This is a genomic window from Paraburkholderia phymatum STM815, from assembly GCF_000020045.1.
Taxonomy (GTDB): Bacteria; Pseudomonadota; Gammaproteobacteria; order Burkholderiales; family Burkholderiaceae; genus Paraburkholderia; species Paraburkholderia phymatum.
This window is the reverse complement of the sequence record NC_010622.1, coordinates 3,009,366-3,026,375: the sequence shown is the minus strand read 5'-3', so window position 1 is coordinate 3,026,375 and position 17,010 is coordinate 3,009,366. Positions and strand designations below refer to the sequence as shown.

The 17,010-nt window shown below is 64.2% G+C and carries 14 protein-coding genes; all 14 read left to right on the top strand.

What is annotated here, in order from left to right:
* Positions 1-5: 5 nt before the first annotated feature.
* The 14 genes from rsmH to ftsZ all read left to right on the top strand — a co-directional run bounded on the left by rsmH (position 6) and on the right by ftsZ (position 16,953).
* Positions 6-959 carry a 16S rRNA (cytosine(1402)-N(4))-methyltransferase RsmH gene (gene rsmH / locus BPHY_RS13595; protein ID WP_012402052.1) on the top strand — a complete coding sequence of 318 codons (954 nt, stop codon included), beginning with the start codon at positions 6-8 and terminating at the stop codon, positions 957-959.
* On the top strand, positions 956-1,306 hold the full coding sequence (ftsL, locus tag BPHY_RS13590; RefSeq protein ID WP_012402051.1) for a cell division protein FtsL: 351 nt from the start codon (positions 956-958) through the stop codon (positions 1,304-1,306). The genes rsmH and ftsL overlap by 4 nt, the downstream gene beginning before the upstream one ends.
* Positions 1,303-3,177 carry a peptidoglycan D,D-transpeptidase FtsI family protein gene (locus BPHY_RS13585; RefSeq protein ID WP_012402050.1) on the top strand — a complete coding sequence of 625 codons (1,875 nt, stop codon included), beginning with the start codon at positions 1,303-1,305 and terminating at the stop codon, positions 3,175-3,177. Before ftsL ends, BPHY_RS13585 begins: the two co-directional genes overlap by 4 nt.
* A complete protein-coding gene (locus BPHY_RS13580; protein WP_012402049.1) occupies positions 3,174-4,712 on the top strand; it encodes a UDP-N-acetylmuramoyl-L-alanyl-D-glutamate--2,6-diaminopimelate ligase in 1,539 nt (512 codons plus the stop codon). Before BPHY_RS13585 ends, BPHY_RS13580 begins: the two co-directional genes overlap by 4 nt.
* Positions 4,709-6,121: a UDP-N-acetylmuramoyl-tripeptide--D-alanyl-D-alanine ligase gene (locus tag BPHY_RS13575; protein ID WP_012402048.1), complete on the top strand. Its 1,413-nt coding sequence runs from the start codon at positions 4,709-4,711 to the stop codon at positions 6,119-6,121. The genes BPHY_RS13580 and BPHY_RS13575 overlap by 4 nt, the downstream gene beginning before the upstream one ends.
* 17 nt (positions 6,122-6,138) lie before the next feature.
* Positions 6,139-7,308 carry a phospho-N-acetylmuramoyl-pentapeptide-transferase gene (gene mraY, locus BPHY_RS13570; protein ID WP_012402047.1) on the top strand — a complete coding sequence of 390 codons (1,170 nt, stop codon included), beginning with the start codon at positions 6,139-6,141 and terminating at the stop codon, positions 7,306-7,308.
* 60 nt (positions 7,309-7,368) lie between these two features.
* Complete coding sequence (gene murD / locus BPHY_RS13565) at positions 7,369-8,883, top strand: UDP-N-acetylmuramoyl-L-alanine--D-glutamate ligase (protein ID WP_012402046.1); 1,515 nt, start codon at positions 7,369-7,371, stop codon at positions 8,881-8,883.
* Positions 8,880-10,163, top strand: a complete 1,284-nt coding sequence (gene ftsW / locus BPHY_RS13560) for a putative lipid II flippase FtsW (RefSeq protein ID WP_012402045.1) — start codon at positions 8,880-8,882, stop codon at positions 10,161-10,163. The genes murD and ftsW overlap by 4 nt, the downstream gene beginning before the upstream one ends.
* Positions 10,160-11,281 carry an undecaprenyldiphospho-muramoylpentapeptide beta-N-acetylglucosaminyltransferase gene (gene murG / locus BPHY_RS13555; protein WP_012402044.1) on the top strand — a complete coding sequence of 374 codons (1,122 nt, stop codon included), beginning with the start codon at positions 10,160-10,162 and terminating at the stop codon, positions 11,279-11,281. The genes ftsW and murG overlap by 4 nt, the downstream gene beginning before the upstream one ends.
* Entirely contained in the window at positions 11,278-12,672 is a 1,395-nt protein-coding gene (gene murC / locus BPHY_RS13550) for a UDP-N-acetylmuramate--L-alanine ligase (protein WP_012402043.1), read from the top strand. Before murG ends, murC begins: the two co-directional genes overlap by 4 nt.
* Positions 12,669-13,610: a D-alanine--D-alanine ligase gene (locus BPHY_RS13545; RefSeq protein WP_012402042.1), complete on the top strand. Its 942-nt coding sequence runs from the start codon at positions 12,669-12,671 to the stop codon at positions 13,608-13,610. The genes murC and BPHY_RS13545 overlap by 4 nt, the downstream gene beginning before the upstream one ends.
* A 15-nt stretch (positions 13,611-13,625) precedes the next feature.
* Positions 13,626-14,378, top strand: coding sequence for a cell division protein FtsQ/DivIB (locus BPHY_RS13540; RefSeq protein ID WP_012402041.1), 753 nt, complete (start codon positions 13,626-13,628; stop codon positions 14,376-14,378).
* A 27-nt stretch (positions 14,379-14,405) separates the two neighbouring features.
* The gene (ftsA, locus tag BPHY_RS13535; RefSeq protein WP_007747080.1) at positions 14,406-15,638 is read left to right on the top strand and encodes a cell division protein FtsA; all 1,233 of its coding nucleotides are present in this window, start codon (positions 14,406-14,408) and stop codon (positions 15,636-15,638) included.
* 121 nt (positions 15,639-15,759) lie between these two features.
* Positions 15,760-16,953 carry a cell division protein FtsZ gene (ftsZ, locus tag BPHY_RS13530; protein WP_012402040.1) on the top strand — a complete coding sequence of 398 codons (1,194 nt, stop codon included), beginning with the start codon at positions 15,760-15,762 and terminating at the stop codon, positions 16,951-16,953.
* The last annotated feature ends 57 nt before the right edge of the window (positions 16,954-17,010 follow it).

The following is a 17,010-nucleotide window of genomic DNA, read 5'->3' as shown; positions in this document are numbered from 1 at the left end:
TACATATGGCGCCTGCGATGGGAAACGAATTGCAGCATCGCACGGTGCTGCTGGAAGAAGCGGTGAACGCGCTCGTCACGCGCGTGGACGGTATCTATATAGATGGCACGTTCGGGCGCGGCGGTCACAGCCGCGCGGTATTGGCAAAGCTGGGTGAAGCAGGTCGTCTGATTGCGTTCGACAAAGACCCGCTCGCCATTGCCACCGCGCAGCAGGTCGCCGACCCGCGCTTCGAGATCGTGCATGAAAGCTTTGCATCACTGCGCGACGCGATGAGCGAGCGCGCGGTAGGGCGTGTGTCGGGTGTGCTGCTGGATCTGGGCGTGTCGTCGCCGCAGTTCGACGACCCGGAGCGGGGTTTCAGTTTCCGCGCCGACGGCCCGCTCGACATGCGGATGGACCCGACGCGCGGCGAATCCGCTGCGGACTGGCTGGCGCGGGCGACGGTGCAGGAAATGACGGAGGTGATACGGGATTATGGGGAAGAACGGTTTGCTTTTCAGATTGCAAAGGCGCTTGTTGCTCGCCGGGCAGAGTCCGACCGTCTTGGGCCTCTCGTCAGCACGGGCGAGCTTGCCCAAATCGTGGCTAACGTCGTCAAAACCCGTGAGAAGGGTAAGGACCCGGCAACCCGCACCTTTCAGGCTATACGGATTCACATCAATCAAGAGCTTGCGGAGCTGCAAGTCGTACTAGAAGCAGCATTGTCGTTGCTGGAGCAAGGGGGGCGGCTGGTCGTGATCAGCTTTCATTCGCTCGAAGACCGGATCGTCAAACGGTTCATGCAGACGCACTCGAGTGCGCCTGCTGTCGATCGCCGTCTGCCGATCCGCGCCGTTGACTTGCCGAGCCCGCCGCTCAAACTGCTGGGCCGCGTATTCGCGAGCGACGAAGAAGTCGCCGCGAACCCCCGCGCCCGTTCCGCCGTGATGCGCGTTGCGGAGCGGATCGCGCCATGAACCGTCTCAACATCTTTCTGCTGATCGTCGTCATGGGCTGCGCGCTTTCCGTCGTCAACGCGACCAATCAGCAGCGCCAGTTCTTCATCCAGTTGCAGCGTGCCCAATCGCAGGAGCGTCAGCTGCAGCAGGACTATTCGCAGCTTCAATATCAGCAGAGCGCGCTGTCGAAAACTTCGCGCATCGAGCAGATCGCGACCGACTCTCTCAAGATGCAGGGCGCGACCACCGGCCGCACGCAATATCTGACGCTCGACGCCGGCTCCGCAAAGGCAGAAGACGCACCCATCCCGACATCGGCGCCGAACCCGGCGACCGCCACGAAAGCGCGTGGAGGCACGCGATGAAGAAATCGTCGAACAAGAACAAGAGCGTCGCGTTCTCGGCGAATCCGATTCTCTCGGTGCGTCTGCCGATGTGGCGTTCGAAGCTCGTGGTGTTTCTGCTTTTCATGGCATTCGTCGCACTGACGGCGCGCGCATTCTGGATTCAGGGCCCGGGTAACGCGTTCTATCAGAAGCAGGGCGAAAGCCGCTACCAGCGCCGCCTCGAACTGCCCGCCACACGCGGCAAGATTCTCGACCGTAACGGCCTCGTGCTCGCGACGAGCTTGCCCGTGCGCGCAATCTGGGCGATTCCCGAATCCGTGCCGGACGATCTCGGCGCGGACAAACTCGCCGATCTCGCCAGGCTGCTCGACATGACGCAGCCGGAACTGCGCAAGAAGCTGTCGGAAGACAAGACCTTCGTCTATGTGAAGCGCCAGGTTCCCGTCGACGTCGCTGCTAAAGTCGAAGCGCTGAACATTCCCGGTATCTATCAGCGTAACGAGTACAAGCGTTTCTATCCGGAAGGCGAGATCACGGCCCACCTGATCGGCTTCACGAACGTCGAGGACGAAGGCCAGGAAGGCGTCGAACTCGGCGACCAGAAGCTGCTCGCAGGCATGGCGGGGAGCCGCCGCGTGATCAAGGACCGTCTCGGCCACATCATCGAAGACGTCGACGAGCAGGTCGTGCCGCACAACGGGCAGGACGTGGATCTGTCGATTGACAGCAAGATCCAGTACATCGCGTACACCAACCTGAAAGCGGCCGTGCAGAAGTTCAAGGCCAAAGCAGGCGCTGCGATGGTGATCGACGTGCGCACGGGCGAAGTGCTCGCGCTCGTCAATTACCCGACGTACAACCCGAACGACCGCTCGCACCTGACGGGAGAGCAGCTGCGCAACCGCATCCTTACCGACACGTTCGAGCCCGGCTCGATCATGAAGCCGTTCACGGTCTCGCTCGCGCTCGACCTGCATCGCGTCACGCCGACTACACTGGTTGATACGGGCGGCGGCCGTTTCGTGCTGGACGGCGCGCCTATCACGGACGACGCCGGTTTCGGCGTGCTGACCGTCGGCGGTGTGATCCAGAAGTCGAGCAACATCGGCGCGACCAAGATCGCGATGCAGCTGCGGCCAGAAGAGATGTGGAACATGTACACCAGCGTCGGTCTCGGCCAGGCGCCGAAGGTCGGTTTCCCGGGCGCAGCGGCAGGCCGTTTGCGTCCGTGGAAAAGCTGGCGCCGCATCGAGCAGGCGACGATGTCGTACGGCTACGGTCTGTCCGTGTCCCTGTTCCAGCTGGGCCGCGCTTATACGGCGATCGCGCACGACGGCCAGGTCATGCCTGTGTCGATCTTCCGCACGCAGAAGGATCAGCCCGTGACGGGTCCGCAGGTTTTCTCGCCGACCACGGCGCGCGAAGTGCGCGCGATGCTCGAGTCCGTCGTGTCGAAGGACGGCACGTCGCCCGATGCGGCGGTGCCGGGTTATCGCGTGGGCGGCAAGTCGGGTACGGCATACAAGCACGTGGGCCGCGGCTACGACCACAGCAAATACCGCGCGTCGTTCGTCGGCATGGCGCCGATGCCGAATCCCCGCATCGTGGTGGCAGTTTCCGTCGACGAACCGACGGCGGGCAGCCACTTCGGCGGCCAGGTCTCGGGCCCCGTGTTCTCGTCGATCGTCGGCGATACGCTGCGCTCGCTGAACGTGCCGCCCGACCAGCCCGTCAAGCAGATGGTGGTGTCGGACGAAATGAATCCCGCCACGCCCGCCGCTGCGTCGCAACCGGCCGCGAACGGCGCGAAGAAACTGGCGACGCACACCGCGCCGAAAAAGCTGCAGATTTCAGACAACACGAAGAACCGCCCCGGAGTAGTCAGATGAGTGCGCTGCGTTCTTCTCATCCGGCGCAACAGCAGATTGCTGAAGCGCTTGCCTGGCTGCGCGCGCATGCGCAGCCAGGCGCACATTTGCACGCCGATAGCCGCAAGATCGCGCCGGGCGACGTGTTTCTCGCGTACGCCGTCGATGGCGCGGACAATCGCCCGTTCATCGCCAGCGCGATCGAGCGCGGTGCAGCTGCCGTACTCGTGCAAGCGGATGGCTTCGCAGGCGATATCGATCCCGCCCTGATGGTCGCCGTGCCGCGCCTGAATGAACTTACGGGCACGATCGCGAGCGCATGGTACGGCGACCCGAGTGACGCGATGCGCGTGATCGGCGTGACGGGCACGAACGGCAAGACGTCCTGCACGAACTGGATTTCGGCGGCACTGACGGCGCTCGGCCAGCCGTGCGCGATCATCGGCACGCTCGGCAGCGGCATGCCGGGCCAACTGGTGCACACCGGCTTCACGACGCCGGACGCGCCGCAACTGCAGCGCAGTCTCGAGCAACTCCGCGCAGCAGGCGCGAAGGCCGTCGCGATGGAAGTGTCGTCGCACGCGCTGCATCAGGGCCGCGTGAACGGCACTGCGTTCAGTGTCGGCGTATTCACGAATCTCACGCAGGATCACCTCGACTATCACGGCACGTTCGCTGCCTATGAAGCGGCGAAAGCGCGCCTGTTTTCATGGCCGGAGCTGAAGGCGGCCGTCATCAACGCGGACGACGAAGCCGGCCGGCGCATGATCGCGAGCACCAACGGTCACGCGAAGACGATCGCCTACTCGCTGCAGCCGCGCGCCGACGTGCAGGCCGATGCATCGATCGTCGCATCGAACGTGCGCGCGACGACGACGGGGACCGCATTTCACATCGCGTCGGACTGGGGCAATTCGGACATCGAGGTGAACACGCTTGGCGCGTTTAACGTGAGCAATCTGCTCGGCGTGCTCGGTGCGCTGCTCGCGTCCGACGTACCGTTCGACGCCGCCGTCGCACAGATCGCGAAGCTCGAATCGGTGAATGGCCGGATGGAACGCCTCGGCGGCCGTGTGCAGAACGACGAGCCGCTTGTCGTGATCGACTACGCGCACACGCCCGACGCGCTTGAACAAACGCTGACCGCGCTGCGCCCGATCGCGGACGCGCGGGGCGGCAAGCTGATCTGCATGTTCGGCTGCGGCGGCGATCGCGACGCGACCAAGCGCCCGCTGATGGGCGAAATCGCCGAGCGTTGCGCCGACGGCGTCGTCGTGACGAGCGACAACCCGCGCAGCGAAGATCCGCACAAAATCATCGACCAGATCGCCGCGGGCATGAAAGACGCGTCGAAGGCGCGCCGTATCGAAGACCGCGCGAGCGCCATCCTGCAGGCAGTGCGCTGCGCGGCGCGTGAAGACGTCGTCGTGCTGGCGGGCAAAGGTCACGAATCGACGCAGGAAATCATGGGCAAGAAGCGCGCCTTCTCGGATCAGGATCATGCACGGCTCGCACTCGCGGCCCGCGCCACGCATGCACGCGGAGGCGGCGAATGATGTTCACACTACGTGAAGCCGCCGCGGTGATTCCGGGCGCAGCGGTAAGTGGCGACGATTCGATCGCATTCGAACGCGTGTCGACGGATAGCCGCACGTGCGGTCCCGGCGATCTGTTCGTCGCGCTCAAAGGCGACCGCTTCGACGCGCACGACTTTCTGTCCGACGTCGCCGCGCACAACGTTAGCGCCGTGCTTGCGACGCGCACGCCCGACAACTTCGAGGTGCCCGCGCTGCGCGTCACGGGCGACACGCGCACGGCCCTGGGCGCATTGGCGAATGGCTGGCGGCAGCGCTTTTCCTTGCCGCTGGTGGCCGTGACGGGCAGCAACGGCAAGACCACGGTCAAGGAAATGATCTCGTCGATCTTCGCGGCGGCTGTCGGCGAAGCGTCGCGTCTCGCGACGGCGGGCAATTTCAACAACGACGTCGGCCTGCCGCTGACGCTGTTTCGGCTGAACGAAACGCACAAGCTTGCTGTTGTCGAGCTCGGCATGAACCATCCGGGCGAAACTGCGCTGCTCGGCAAAATTGCCGAGCCGACTGTCGCCGTCGTCAACAACGCGCAGCGTGAGCATCAGGAATTCATGGCGACGGTGGAAGCCGTCGCGCTCGAACATGCAGCCGTGATTCACGCGCTCAAGCCTGAAGGCGTCGCCGTGTTTCCGGCCAACGACGCGTACGCGGGTATCTGGCGCGTCGCCGCGACAGGCAACCGCATTATCGATTTCGCGCTGAATACGGCTGAACACACGACGGAAGCTGCGGTCAAAGGCTCGCTCGAAGGTAGCGAATTGAGCATCGACACCGCGGAAGGCCACGTCGACGTCACGTTGCAAGTGCTTGGCGCACACAACGCGCACAACGCATTGGCAGCGACTGCAGCCGCGCTTGCAGCGGGCGTGTCGCTCGACGCGATCAAGCGCGGTCTCGAAGCATTCGGCGCAGTCAAAGGCCGCTTGCAGGTGAAGCGCGCGGTGCTCGGCGCGATGGCGGGCGCGACCGTGATCGACGACACGTACAACGCGAATCCCGACTCGATGCTCGCCGCGATCGACGTGCTCGCCGCGCGTCCTTCGCCGCGTGTGCTGGTGATGGGCGACATGGGTGAAGTCGGCGACAACGGCCCCGAGTTTCATCGCGAAGTCGGCGCGTATGCAAAGGCGCAAGGCATCGATGCGCTGTACGCGCTCGGCGAGGCGTCGCGCGATGCGTGCGCCGCATACGGCGACGAAGCGCACCACTGCGACGACGTGGAAGCACTCGTCGCGCACTTGAAGCAAGCCGCTTACGGCGCGGCTGCAACGTATCTCGTGAAAGGCTCGCGCTTCATGAAAATGGAACGCGTGGTGGACGCCGTTACGAGTCCACAACCCGCTGCACCGGGCACGGCGCCCGGCGCACACTGAAAGAGAAGGACAGGAGTATGTTACTGGCGCTGGCGCAATGGCTGCAGAACGACGTAGGCTTTTTGCGCGTGTTCAGTTATCTGACGTTTCGTGCTGTCGCGGCGACGATCACCGCGCTGCTGATCGGTCTCGTCTGCGGCCCGTGGGTGATCCGCAAGCTGACGCAGATGAAGGTCGGCCAGGCGGTGCGCAAGGACGGACCGCAAACGCATCTCGTGAAATCGGGCACGCCGACGATGGGCGGCGTGCTGATCCTCATCGGCATCGCCGTGTCCACGCTGCTGTGGGCCGATTTGACCAACCGTTTCATCTGGATCGTGATGCTGGTCACGTTCGGCTTCGGCGTGATCGGCTGGGTCGACGACTACCGCAAGGTCGTCTACAAGGACCCGCGCGGCATGTCGTCGCGCGAAAAGTATTTCTGGCAGTCGTTGATTGGCCTGTTTGCGGCCGTGTATCTCGCGTTCAGTGTGTCGGAAGCGAGCAATGTACGCGTGTTTGACCTGTTCATGGCATGGGTGAGAAGCGGTCTGTCGATGGGGCTGCCCGCGCGCGCCGACCTGCTGCTGCCGTTCCTCAAGTCGATGACCTATCCGCTCGGCGTGTGGGGCTTCATTGCGCTCACGTACCTCGTGATTGTCGGTTCGAGCAATGCGGTGAATCTCACGGATGGTCTCGACGGCCTCGTGATCATGCCTGTGGTGCTGGTCGGCTCGTCGCTCGGGGTGTTCGCGTACGTGATGGGCAGCGCCGTCTATTCGAAATATCTGCTGTTCCCCCACATCGCGGGCGCCGGCGAAATGCTGATCTTCTGCTCGGCGATGGGTGGGGCAGGGCTCGCCTTCCTCTGGTTCAACACGCACCCGGCGCAGGTGTTCATGGGCGACGTCGGTGCGCTCGCGCTCGGCGGCGCGCTCGGCACGATTGCTGTGATCGTGCGTCAGGAAATCGTGCTGTTCATCATGGGCGGGATTTTCGTCGCCGAGACGGTGTCGGTAATGTTGCAGGTCACGTGGTTCAAGTTCACGAAGGCACGTTTCGGTGAAGGCCGCCGCATCTTCAAGATGGCGCCGCTGCATCACCACTTCGAATTGTCGGGCTGGAAAGAAACGCAGGTGGTCGTGCGCTTCTGGATCATCACGCTGATGTTGTGCCTGTTCGGTTTGTCCACGCTCAAGCTGCGTTAAGCCGCGGTTCGAGTCGCAATCAAAGTCGGATTCACAGTCGCAAGCAAGGGGAAGCAGTCGATGTTTGGCGAGAAGTTTCGGGATCGGCAAAAGCCGATGGTGCTCGTGCTGGGGCTCGGTGAATCGGGCCTTGCGATGGCGCGCTGGTGCGCGCGGCATGGTTGCCGCCTGCGCATCGCCGACACGCGCGAAGTGCCGCCGAACCTGTCGGCGCTCGAAGCGCACGGCATCGAAGGCAATTTTGTCGGCGGGCCGTTTTCCGAGGTGCTGCTGGAAGGGGTCGAACTGGTCGCGATCAGTCCGGGCCTGTCGCCGCTCGCCGCCGACCTCGTGCCGCTGATCGCCACTGCCCGCGAGCGCGGCATTCCCGTGTGGGGCGAACTCGAGTTCTTCGCGCAGGCGCTGAAGACGCTCGGCGAAAGCGGCTACGCGCCGAAGGTGATCGCGATCACGGGCACGAACGGCAAGACGACCACGACGAGCCTCACCGGCTTGCTGTGCGAACGCGCGGGCAAGAAGGTCGCGGTCGCGGGCAACATCAGCCCAGCCGCGCTCGACAAGCTCACGGAAGCGATCGACAACACCGCGCTGCCCGACGTATGGGTGCTCGAACTGTCGAGCTTCCAGCTGGAGACAGCGCATACGTTCGAGCCCGACGCTGCCGTGATCCTCAATATCACGCAGGATCATCTGGATTGGCACGGCGGCCTCGACGCGTACGCCGCCGCGAAGGGCAAGATTTTCGGCAAGAACACCGTGCGCGTGCTCAACCGCGACGACGCGCGCGTGATGACACTCGCTTCCTCGGAGCAGAGCGGCGCGCAACTCGTGACGTTCGGCGTCAACGAACCGGTGCGCGATGGCGATTACGGGCTGCTGCGTGACAACGGCATGATCTGGCTTGTGCAGGCGCAAGACCGCGACGCCACCGACGAGCCCGCGCCCACGCGCCGCCGCAAGAGCGAATCCACGGCGCCGCCGGATATCGGCCTGAAGCGCCTGATGCCCGCCGACGCGCTGCGCATTCGCGGTCTGCACAACGCGACGAACGCGCTCGCCGCGTTCGCCTTGGCGCGCGCCATCGGTTTGCCCGGTGCGCCGCTGTTGCATGGCTTGCGCGAGTATCGTGGGGAGCCGCATCGCGTGGAACTGATTGCGTCGATCGAAGGCGTCGATTACGTCGACGACAGCAAGGGCACCAATGTCGGCGCGACGGTTGCGGCGCTCGACGGTCTCGCGCAACGTGTCGTGCTGATCGCGGGCGGAGACGGCAAGGGTCAGGCATTCGATCCGCTCGCCGAACCCGTCACGCGCTGGTGCCGCTGCGTCATGCTGATCGGCCGTGACGCGCCGCAGATTCGCGCCGCGCTCGAGCACACCGGCATCGCGATAACCGATCACGCCACGCTCGAAGAAGCGACGCGCGCCGCGAGCGCCGTCGCGCAACCGGGCGACGCCGTGCTGCTGTCGCCTGCATGCGCCAGCTTCGACATGTTCAAGGGTTACGCACATCGCGCCGCGGTTTTCCGCAGCACGGTCGAAGACATCGCTGCCGGACGGGGGACGATGATATGAGCTGGACGGAACGCTTCGGTTCGCAACTCGGCAAGCAACGCGGCTCGATCGCTGGGCAAACCGGCAGCGCGCCGGCTTCCGAGCGCGCATCGCGCACGGGCGGGCTTTCGAGCGCCGTGAACGGCGTGCGCCCGCTGCGCTCGCGGATGCTCGACTACGACCACTCGCTGCTGTGGGTCGTCGTCGCGCTGCTGGGTCTCGGCATCGTGATGGTGTACTCGGCGTCGATCGCGATGCCGGATTCGCCGAAGTACGCGTCATATCGCGATTACGCGTTCCTCGTGCGCCAGATCATTTTCGTCGTGATGGGTTCGATCGCGGGCGTGGTCGCGTTCCGCGTGCCCATTACGACGTGGGACAAGTACGCACCGAAGCTCTTCCTGATCGCGCTCGTCGCGCTCGTAATCGTGCTGATTCCGCACGTCGGCAAGGGCGTGAATGGCGCGCGCCGCTGGATTCCCCTCGGCATCACGAACATGCAGCCGTCGGAAATCATGAAGCTCGCCGTGACGATCTACGCGGCGAACTACACGGTGCGCAAGCAGGAATACATGCACAGCTTCGCGAAGGGCTTCCTGCCGATGGGCTTCGCCGTCGGCGTGGTCGGCATGCTGCTGCTGCTCGAACCCGATATGGGCGCGTTCATGGTGATCGCGGCGATCGCGATGGGCGTGCTGTTCCTTGGCGGCGTCAACGGGAAGATCTTCGGCGGACTGGTGGCGACGGCTATCGGTACGTTCACGCTGCTCGTGTGGGCGTCGCCGTGGCGCCGCGAGCGGATCTTCGCGTACCTCGATCCGTGGGACGACCGCTATGCACAGGGCAAGGCCTACCAGTTGACGCACTCGCTGATCGCCTTTGGCCGCGGCGAATGGTTCGGCGTCGGTCTGGGCGGCAGCGTCGAGAAGCTCAACTATCTGCCCGAAGCGCACACCGACTTCATCCTTGCCGTGATCGGTGAGGAACTCGGTTTCGTCGGGGTGCTCGTCGTGATCCTGATGTTCTACTGGATCGTGCGCCGTTCGTTCGAAATCGGCCGTCAGGCGCTCGCGCTCGACCGCACGTTCGCGGGTCTCGTCGCGAAGGGCGTCGGCATCTGGTTCGGCGCGCAGACCTTCATCAATATGGGCGTGAACCTCGGCCTGCTGCCGACCAAAGGTCTCACGCTGCCGCTTGTCAGCTACGGCGGCTCGGGCATCTTGCTGAACTGCATTGCCGTCGGCGTGCTGATGCGCGTCGACTACGAAAATCGAGTGCTGATGCGTGGGGGGAAGGTATGACCCGCATGCAGCAGCGCACGCTGATGGTGATGGCGGGGGGCACCGGGGGACACGTATTCCCGGGGCTTGCCGTCGCGCACCTGATGCAGGCGTGGGGCTGGCGCGTCGTGTGGCTCGGCAATCCCAATGGCATGGAAGCGACGCTCGTTCCCAAACACGGCATTCCGATGGAGTACGTGCAGTTCGGCGGTCTGCGCGGAAAAGGCATGAAGACCAAGCTGATGCTGCCCGTCAATCTGCTGCGCGCGTGCATGCAGAGCCTGTCGGTGCTGCGTCGCGTGAAGCCCGACGTGGTGCTCGGCATGGGCGGCTACATCACCTTCCCGGCGGGCATGATGACGGCTTTGAGCGGCACGCCGCTCGTGCTGCATGAACAGAATTCGATCGCCGGTCTCGCGAACAAGGTGCTGGCGAAACTCGCGAAGCGCGTGCTGGTCGCGTTTCCGAAAGCGCTGCCGCACGCCGAGTGGACGGGCAACCCCATCCGCGAGGAACTTGCGCGCACGACGGCACCGCGGCAACGCTACGCAGCGCGTAGCGGTCCGCTGAATGTGCTGGTCGTGGGCGGCAGTCTCGGTGCATCGGCGTTGAACGAAGTGGTCCCGCGCGCGCTCGCGAAGCTGGCGCCGCACGAGCGGCCGCGCATCGTGCATCAGGCGGGCGCGAAGCATATCGACGCATTGCGGGCCAACTACGAAGCGGCAGGCATCGCGGCGGGTGACGGCGCGCAGCTCGTGCCGTTCATCGACGACATGACGAGCGCCTATGCGAATGCGGATCTCGTGATTTGCCGCTCGGGCGCGATGACGGTCGCCGAAATCGCGGCGGTGGGCGTGGCGGCATTCTTCGTGCCGTTCCCGTACGCCGTCGACGATCACCAGACAACCAACGCAGCGTTTCTCGCCGACAACGGCGCGGCGCTGCTCGTTCAACAACGCGATCTGTCGGCGGATGCGCTCGCCGACTGGTTGCGCAGCCAGACGCGAGCCTCGCTCGCGGAAATGGCGGAGCGTTCGCGCTCGCTCGCGAAACCCGACGCCACCGAACAGGTCGCACAAATCTGCGCAACGGTGGCGGGCGTGACCCCGAGCCTGAGCCCGGAAGGAAAGCAGCAATGAAACATATCGTCAAACACATTCACTTCGTCGGGATCGGCGGCGCGGGCATGAGCGGCATCGCCGAAGTGCTCGTCAATCTCGGCTATCAGGTGAGCGGATCGGACCTGTCGCGCAACGCGGTGACGGAGCGCCTCGCCGCGCTCGGTGCGCGCATCGCGATCGGCCACGACGCAGCGAACATCGAAGGCGCGAACGCCGTCGTCGTCTCCACGGCCGTGCGCAGCGACAACCCTGAAGTGCTGGCCGCGCGCCATCGCCGCATTCCTATCGTGCCGCGCGCCGTGATGCTTGCGGAACTGATGCGCCTGAAGCAGGGCATCGCGATCGCGGGCACGCACGGCAAGACCACGACCACCTCGCTGGTGGCGAGCGTGCTGGCGGCGGGCGGTCTCGATCCGACCTTCGTGATCGGCGGCCGGCTGATCAGCGCCGGCGCGAATGCGCGTCTCGGCACGGGCGATTTCATCGTCGCCGAAGCGGACGAATCCGATGCGTCGTTCCTGAACCTGTTTCCGGTGATCGAAGTCATCACGAACATCGACGCCGATCACATGGACACCTACGGCCACGACTTCGCGCGGCTGAAGCAGGCGTTCATTGAATTTACGCATCGTCTGCCGTTTTATGGCATTGCGGTGCTGTGCGTCGACGATCCGAACGTGAAGGAGATTCTGCCGTTCGTGTCGAAGCCGATCATCCGCTACGGCTTCGCGCCCGATGCGCAGGTGCGCGCGGTGAACGTCGAAGCGCGCGAAGGCAAGATGCATTTCACGGCGATGCGCGAGGATGCGCCGCCCATCGACATCGTGTTGAACCTGCCGGGTCTGCACAACGTGCAGAACGCGCTCGCCGCGATTGCGATTGCGACTGAACTTGAGGTGAAAGATGCCGATATCCAGCGAGCGCTCGCGGATTTCAACGGCGTCGGCCGGCGTTTTCAGCGTTACGGGGAAGTGACCGTGACGAGCGGCGGCGCGTACACGCTCGTCGACGACTACGGCCATCACCCGGTCGAAATGGCGGCGACGATTGCGGCGGCGCGCGGTGCATTTCCGGACAAGCGTCTCGTGCTCGCGTTCCAGCCTCACCGGTTCACGCGCACGCGCGACTGCTTCGAAGATTTCGTGAAGGTGCTGTCGACGGTCGACGCGCTCGTGCTGACGGAAGTCTATTCGGCGGGCGAAGCGCCCATCGTCGCGGCGGACGGCCGTTCGCTCACGCGCGCGATCCGCGTGGCGGGCAAGGTGGAGCCGGTGTTTGTCGACACAGTGGATGAAGTGCCGGATGCGCTCGGTGCAATCGTGCGCGACGGCGATGTGGTGATCACGATGGGTGCGGGTTCGATCGGGAGTGTGCCGGGTCGGCTCGCAGGAAACGAAGGTGTGAAATGAGCGGTATCGATCCTAAATCTTTCGGCAAGGTTGCCGTGCTGCTCGGCGGTGCGTCCGCCGAGCGCGAAGTGTCGCTGAACTCCGGCCGTCTCGTGCTGCAAGGCCTGCGCGATGCAGGCGTCGACGCGTATGCGTTCGATCCCGCCGAGCGTCCGCTCGCGGCATTGAAGGATGAAGGCTTCGTGCGCGCGTTCAACGCGCTGCACGGCGGCTATGGCGAGAACGGCCAGATTCAGGGCGCGCTCGATTTCTACGGTATCCGTTATACGGGCAGCGGCGTCCTCGGCTCGGCGCTCGGTCTCGACAAGTTCCGCACCAAGCTCGTGTGGCAGCAGCTCGGCATTCCGACGCCGCCGTTCGAAGCCGTGCTGCGCGGCGACGACTACGCCGCGCGCGCGCAGGGCATCGTCGCGAAGCTCGGCTTGCCGCTCTTCGTGAAGCCGGCCAGCGAAGGGTCGAGCGTTGCCGTCATCAAGGTGAAGACGGCCGACGCGCTCGTGCCCGCGCTCGAAGAAGCGGTGAAGTTCGACAAGATCGTCGTAGTGGAAAAGAGCATCGAAGGCGGCGGCGAGTACACGGCGTGCATCGCGGGCGATCTCGATCTGCCCATCATCCGCATCGTGCCCGCCGGCGAGTTCTACGACTATCACGCGAAGTACATCGCGAACGACACGCAGTACATGATTCCGTGCGGCATCGCGGCTGAAGAAGAAGCGCGCCTGAAGAAGCTCGCGCGCCAGGCGTTCGACGTGCTCGGCTGCACCGACTGGGGTCGTGCCGACTTCATGCTGGACGGAGAAGGCAACGCATATTTTCTCGAAGTGAACACGGCGCCCGGCATGACGGATCATTCGCTGCCGCCGAAGGCAGCGCGTGCTGTCGGCATCAGCTACCAGGAACTGGTGGTGAAGGTGCTCGCGCTGACGCTGAAGGATTAAGGAACACGCCTCGACATGTGGAACAACGTTCGCCAGCTCAACCTCGCCGCCAACGCGTTGCACGCGTTGTTGCTGCTCGTGCTGCTGGCGGCGGGCGGCTACTGGCTGATCCAGCGACCGAACTTTACGCTGCGCGAGATCCGCATCGACGGCGATACGGAGCACATCAACTCGCCGACAGTGCGCGCGGGCGTGGTCGGCCGGTTGAAGGGCAACTTCTTCACCGTCGATCTCGACACGGCGCGCCAGGCATTCGAACAGATGCCGTGGGTGCGTCATGCAAGCGTGCGCCGCGTGTGGCCGAATGCGCTCGCGGTGACGCTGGAGGAATACAAGCCGATCGGCACATGGGGTACCGATCAGCTGGTGAGCACCGACGGAGAGGTGTTCACCGCGAACCAGGGCGAGCTCGAAGAAGAGCTGCCCGCGTTCGATGGCCCGGAAGGGTCCGCGAAGGAAGTCGTCGCGCGCTATCGCGACTTCAAGAAGTGGTTTGCGCCAGTCGGCGCGACGCCGGATGAAGTGACGCTGTCGCCGCGCTTCGCGTGGACGGTGAAGCTGTCGAACGGCATGCAGGTCGAACTGGGACGCGAGCGCAATCAGGACACGCTCGCCGATCGCTGCAAGCGGCTCACCGCGGCATGGGGCGCGGTGACGCAACGTTGGGGGAAGGACATCGAATATGCGGACTTGCGCTATCCGAACGGCTTCGCCATTCGTGCGGCAGGCATGCGCTTCATTACGGAACCCGACAAGGGCAAGAAGTAACAGGACATCACACGCAATGAGCACGCTATGAGTAAAGACTATAAAGATCTGCTGGTAGCCCTCGACATCGGCACGGCGAAAGTGGTCGCCATCGTTGCCGAGTTGAAGGGCGAAGGTCACTACGAGGTGATCGGACTCGGCCAGAGCGAATCGAAAGGGCTCAAAAAAGGCGTCGTGGTGAACATCGAGGCCACGGTGCAGTCCATCCAGCGAGCGCTCGAAGAAGCCGAATTGATGGCCGACTGCAAGATCACGAACGTGTTCACCGGGATCGCGGGGAGCCATATTCGCAGCTTCAATTCAAGCGGGATGGTCGCGATCAAGGAAAAGGAAGTGACGCAGACCGACGTCGCACGCGTGATCGAAACGGCGAAGGCGATCAACATCCCGACCGATCAGCAGGTGCTGCACATCCTGACGCAGGAATTCATCATCGACGGCCAGGAAGACGTGCGCGAGCCGATCGGCATGAGCGGCATCCGTCTCGAAGTGAAGGTGCACATCGTGACGGGTGCAGTGAGCGCGGCGCAGAACATCGTGAAGTGCGTGCGCCGCTGCGGTCTCGAAGTGAACGATCTGATCCTGCAGCCGCTGGCGTCGTCGCTGGCTGTGCTGACGGAGGACGAGAAGGAACTGGGCGTGGTGCTGGTCGATATCGGCGGCGGCACGACGGACATCGCAATCTTCAGCGAAGGCGCGATCCGTCATACGGCCGTGATTCCGATCGCCGGCGACCAGATCACGAGCGACATCGCGATGGCGCTGCGTACGCCGACGCCGGACGCCGAAGACATCAAGGTCAGCTACGGCATCGCGAAGCAGGCGCTTGCCGATCCGGACGAGATGATCGAAGTGCCGGGTCTCGGCGAGCGCGGTCCGCGCACGCTGTCGCGCCAGGCGCTCGCGGCCGTGATCGAGCCGCGCGTGGAAGAACTGTTTTCGCTCGTGCAGCAGGTCGTGCGCGAGTCGGGTTACGAAGAACTGTTGAGCTCGGGCGTCGTGCTGACGGGCGGCGCGTCGATGATGCCGGGCATGGTCGAACTGGGCGAGGACATTTTCCTGAAGCCGGTGCGGATCGGCGTGCCGGAATATGCAGGCGGTCTTGCGGACGTGGTGCGCAATCCGCGTTACTCGACGGCGATGGGTCTGCTGGTCGAAGGACGCTCGCAGCGCATGCGTGGTCGCAAGGTCGCGGTGCAGTCGGGCTCGATGGGACAGGTGTTCACGAGGATGAAGGACTGGTTCCTCGGCAATTTCTAGAAAAATTCGAAGTAACGGGAAATTCGCGCTGGTGCCGGCGGCTGGCGCGCGACAGGAGGTTGCCCGATCTCCTGCCGAATAACGGCCGAGTAGCGGGTACTTTTTTCTTGACGGAGGCAACATGGAATTCCAGATGCTGGAAACGGAAACCAACGGCACCATCATCAAGGTGGTGGGCGTCGGTGGTGCGGGCGGCAATGCCGTCATGCACATGATCAATCGCGGCGTGCAAGGCGTCGACTTCATCGTGATGAACACGGACGCTCAGGCGCTGTCGCGCTCGCGCGCGCCGAACGTCATCCAGTTGGGCAATACGGGTCTGGGCGCAGGCGCCAAGCCGGAAATGGGCCGCGCAGCAGCAGAAGAGGCACGTGAGCGCATCGCGGACGCACTGCGTGGTGCACACATGGTGTTCATCACGGCAGGCATGGGCGGCGGCACGGGCACGGGCGCAGCACCCGTGGTCGCGCAGATCGCCAAGGAAATGGGCATTCTGACGGTGGGCGTGGTCAGCAAGCCGTTCGAGTTCGAAGGCGGCAAGCGCATGCGCGTCGCCGAAGCCGGTTCGCAGCAACTGGAGGATCACGTCGACTCGCTGATCGTCGTTCTGAACGACAAGCTGTTCGAGGTGATGGGCGATGACGCCGAAATGGACAAGTGCTTCCAGTGCGCTGACGACGTGCTCAACAACGCAGTTGCCGGTATCGCCGAAATCATCAACGTCGACGGTCTGGTGAACGTCGACTTCGAAGACGTGAAGACGGTGATGGGCGAGCAGGGCAAGGCGATGATGGGCACGGCGACGGTGGCCGGCGTCGATCGCGCGCGTCTCGCGGCGGAACAGGCTGTCGCCAGCCCGCTGCTGGAAGGTGTCGATCTGTCGGGCGCACGTGGCGTACTGGTGAACATCACGTCGAGCCGCTCGCTGCGTCTGTCGGAAACGCGCGAAGTGATGAACACGATCAAGAGCTATGCTGCTGATGACGCGACCGTGATTTTCGGCGCCGTGTACGACGACGCGATGGGCGATGCGCTGCGCGTAACCGTGGTGGCAACGGGCCTGGGCCGCGCAGCGAAGAAACAGCAGCAAACGCCGATGACGCTGCTGCGCACGGGCACGGACAACCAGCCGGTCGGCGCCATGCAGCACGTGTACACGCCGCAGCATGCAGCGACGGCGGACTACGGTTCGCTGGACACGCCGGCAGTTTGGCGTACCTCGCGTGACACGGCTGCTTCGCACGTGCAGGCGCTGCAGGAAAAGGGCGTCGATACGTACGACATCCCGGCCTTCTTGCGCAAGCAGGCAGACTGAGGCTCACGCAGGAGCGGGCTTTCTGCGGCGTAATCGTGATTCGTTGATTACGCTCGG